This window comes from Flavobacterium sp. (genome assembly GCF_044368625.1).
GTDB lineage: Bacteria > Bacteroidota > Bacteroidia > Flavobacteriales > Flavobacteriaceae > Flavobacterium.
The window spans coordinates 1-3,088 of the sequence record NZ_JBIPPD010000365.1; the positions used below are offsets into that span (position 1 = coordinate 1).

Genomic DNA, 3,088 nt, shown 5'->3' on the forward strand with positions numbered 1-3,088 from the left:
CTTACGCAGCAGCCACGCGATGCCGTCTACTGGCGCCGTCACAGTGCCCGCTGCGCTGTTGCTCATCCCTTGTAGGAAGCTGATGATGTCGTTATTCATGGCGGTTCGGTTAGGATTGGCGGATGGACGACGACAGCCTGAGACGGACTCTTGCTGCGGTTTTAGGGCCGCTCTTCTGGGGGATCGTGTTCGCCTTATGGCCCAGGCGCGAGAAGCCCCCCGGCGACGACATTCGACGTTCCCAGGAGACCCGATACAAGGCGTATCTCTTCGGGTGTAAGGTTCGCGGTCTTTGGGATCGTTGTGTTCATGGCCGCCGCCGCACGCTGACTCCCCTGAAGCGAATTGATGATAGGTAGCGCCTTAGCTGCCGCGCCGCTAGCGCCTGCAAGCCGAGCAACGCCACCCAGCAGCACGCCGCCAGGATTGCCGCCTCGCGCCACAGTGCCCCAGGCCGGTTCACTGTTGGCGTAGGCCGTGACACGGGTAATCCGGTTCAGTTCGTCCAACTCGGGCTGGCTGAAAAACACCTTCAGACGATCAGTGCCCAGCGCCTTCATGGCACCCTGAAGCCCAGCGGGTGACGCCATCTTGTCCCCGGCTGCGTTGTTCTTGAATGCGCCTTCATAGATCACGCGGGCAATCTGCTTTTTAGCCTCTTCCCGAGCTTCTGCCGGGAGGACTTCGGCCAGCTTCTTGAGGTCCGCGACTTTTGCACCGACGATGTGCTTCTGCACAAAGTCATCAGCCAGGCGGGACACTTCTTGCGGGTTGCGGGCCTTGGTGACTGCTTCCAATGCTGGGATGGCGTCCAGCAGCTTGAATCGTTCGCCAGCCAGCTTGCGAGCCACGGCAAACGGATCACCTTCCCCTCCACCCTCAGAAAGAGCGGACTTCACCGCTGCACGAAGAGCCCCGATGGATGCGTTCTGCCCATCGTCGTGCGCGTTAATCTGCTTCAGCAGCTTGTCGGCCTCTTCGTAGTTGAAGACCTTGCGCTGAGTCATGCCGGGGTCGTTCACGATGCCGAAAGACTTCAGCTTGTTGGCAATGACGGACGGCACAGCGTTCTTCTCGCCGCCCACCCCGAAGTTGTCGAGCACATCGGCCACATCGCCCGCGAGCTTGCCCATCGGAACGTCCCAATCCTTGCCGGATGATGCGCGTGCGTTCTGGTAGGCGCGGCGCACAGATCCGCTCATCTGGTCGTCAAGGTCCACCAGCGCCCGCGTAAACAAGTCGCCAGCAGGAACAGCCTCTTGCGCCTGCGATGCCCCCATCTTGCCCAGGCGTGATGTGATGTTCTGGTTCTGAGCTTGCAGGATGTTCTGAATAGGCTCGCCCACTCCCTCAATCCCGCGCACGTTCATGTCGCGTGAATACTGGGCCGGGTCGCGTGTGATCTGCCCACGCAATGCGGGCATGTTCAAGGCTTCGAAGTCCTGCTTACGAAGCAGAGCCGAGGCGTCCAGCTTCTTGCCGCTCCTGGCTGCGGCTTCCACCTGTTTGCGAAGGTCCGCATAAACTGCCTGCGGGATGCTGGCTCGATCAACGCCGAGCTGTCGAACGACATCATCAATCGCGTCATTTGCCTGCGTCGAGGCTTGAGTAGCCAACTTTTGCGGATCGGTAAAAAGCCGAGTCGCGAGCGCCTTGATGGGGGGGGCCGCGAGGTCAGTAAGCTTGCCCAGGATGGGGGAGGCAACCCCACCGCCCAAAGCGCCCACCCCCATCTGGCCGACCTTCTGCGCTCCAAACCCAACATCGCCAGTTGTGTCGCTGACCGGGTTCAGCATCCCGCCCACAGCGCCCGATAGCGAACCAGCCCCTGCCCGCCCCAGTGTGCTGACCGCTTGAGGCAGTCGAGCACCCGCCGCGATGGTCGTGGGGTTGACGATATTGCCGAGCAGGCGCGCGCCGTCAAATCCGGTCTGGTTGGTCGCCCATCGGGCAGTCGAATATTCCCGCTCGCTGTCATTGATCCCGGCATCGACGCGCTTCGACTCTGAATCCAGCCAGTCGCTGATACGGTTAGGAGCCAAGCCACCCAGTGACGCCACCGAAGACAGAGCACGCGGCAGCATCTGAGCGCCTGCGTCGATGGGGTCTTTCATGCCCTTGAGGGTGCGCCCCGGCACGCTGGCAAGTAGTTTCTGCTGATAAGTTGCCGACGGCTTCACGATGCGGCTCGCCTGGGCCTGCGCCATCTGAATTAGTTCGGCATCCGTCGCGGAATCATCGGCCTCAACCTCGTAGGTCTTGCCATCTGGCGCCTGAACCTTGAAAACAGTCATCGTGCCCCCCTCTTGACCACCCAATTACCAGGGGCCGAAACCACTGGATTTTCTGCGATGAAGGACGCGACCTCATCCATGAATCCACCATCAAGGCGACCATGCCTACGTTCGTAATCCCGCGCCATCTTGCTGATCTGAATATCGCGATTCAGAGCCGCCTTCATAGTGGCGCTGATTTGCTTGCGGCCTTGTGCGGACTTGGACAGATCCGGGATCTGCTGCAAGAAGTTCTCAAAGTCCTTGTCCGTCATTGGGCCGGAGCCCGGTTGACGCAAGCCGCCTGCCAACTCACGAGACAGCGCCTGTGCAGCTTCCTTGTTACCCAGTCGAGGATCGACCTTGACGCCAAAGCTATTGAGCGCCGACGCAATCTCAAGCCCTGTGGGGGCCAGCTTGCCGCCGTCTACGCCATCCAGCAGTTCCGTCATGCGCTCTAGCTTGCGGATCTGAGCCGGAGCCTGGAAGCCTGCCTTATTGATGCCAGCCATCATTTCGGAATACTCTTTGCCCTGAGCGGTGCTGTAGGCATTCTCAAAGCGCTGGCCGGCATCCACTTGGACCCGTGTTCCTTTGGCTGCGTTGTTTTTCAGGTTCCATTCGTTGTAGGCGGGATTTGCCAGCCCGTACTGGAACTCACGCACGGAGCTAGGCAGTTCGTTTTCCTTCGGAGCCGTGAACAGCGCCTTTGTCGGGTCGGCCTCGTCAACCAGCGATGCGCCAGGCGCCACGCTTGTCAGCTTGCGGGGCTTCGGCTGCAACATCTGCGCCGCCGCCATCGGGTCAGCGCCGAT

The 3,088-nt window shown here is 60.7% G+C and carries 2 protein-coding genes; both read right to left on the minus strand.

What is annotated here, in order from left to right; all coding sequences use genetic code 11:
* Positions 1 to 194: 194 nt before the first annotated feature.
* A complete protein-coding gene (locus ACIQ2X_RS16640) occupies positions 195 to 2,294 on the minus strand; it encodes a hypothetical protein (protein ID WP_396180129.1) in 2,100 nt (699 codons plus the stop codon).
* The coding region (locus ACIQ2X_RS16645; RefSeq protein WP_396180130.1) for a hypothetical protein at positions 2,291 to 3,088 on the minus strand (798 nt) is incomplete at its 5' end. The genes ACIQ2X_RS16645 and ACIQ2X_RS16640, both read right to left, overlap by 4 nt.

What these genes read in the sequence shown, in the direction of transcription:
- ACIQ2X_RS16640 (WP_396180129.1), bottom strand. Translation starts at nt 2,294, where the DNA reads ATGACTGTTTTCAAGGTTCAGGCGCCAGATGGCAAGACCTACGAGGTT.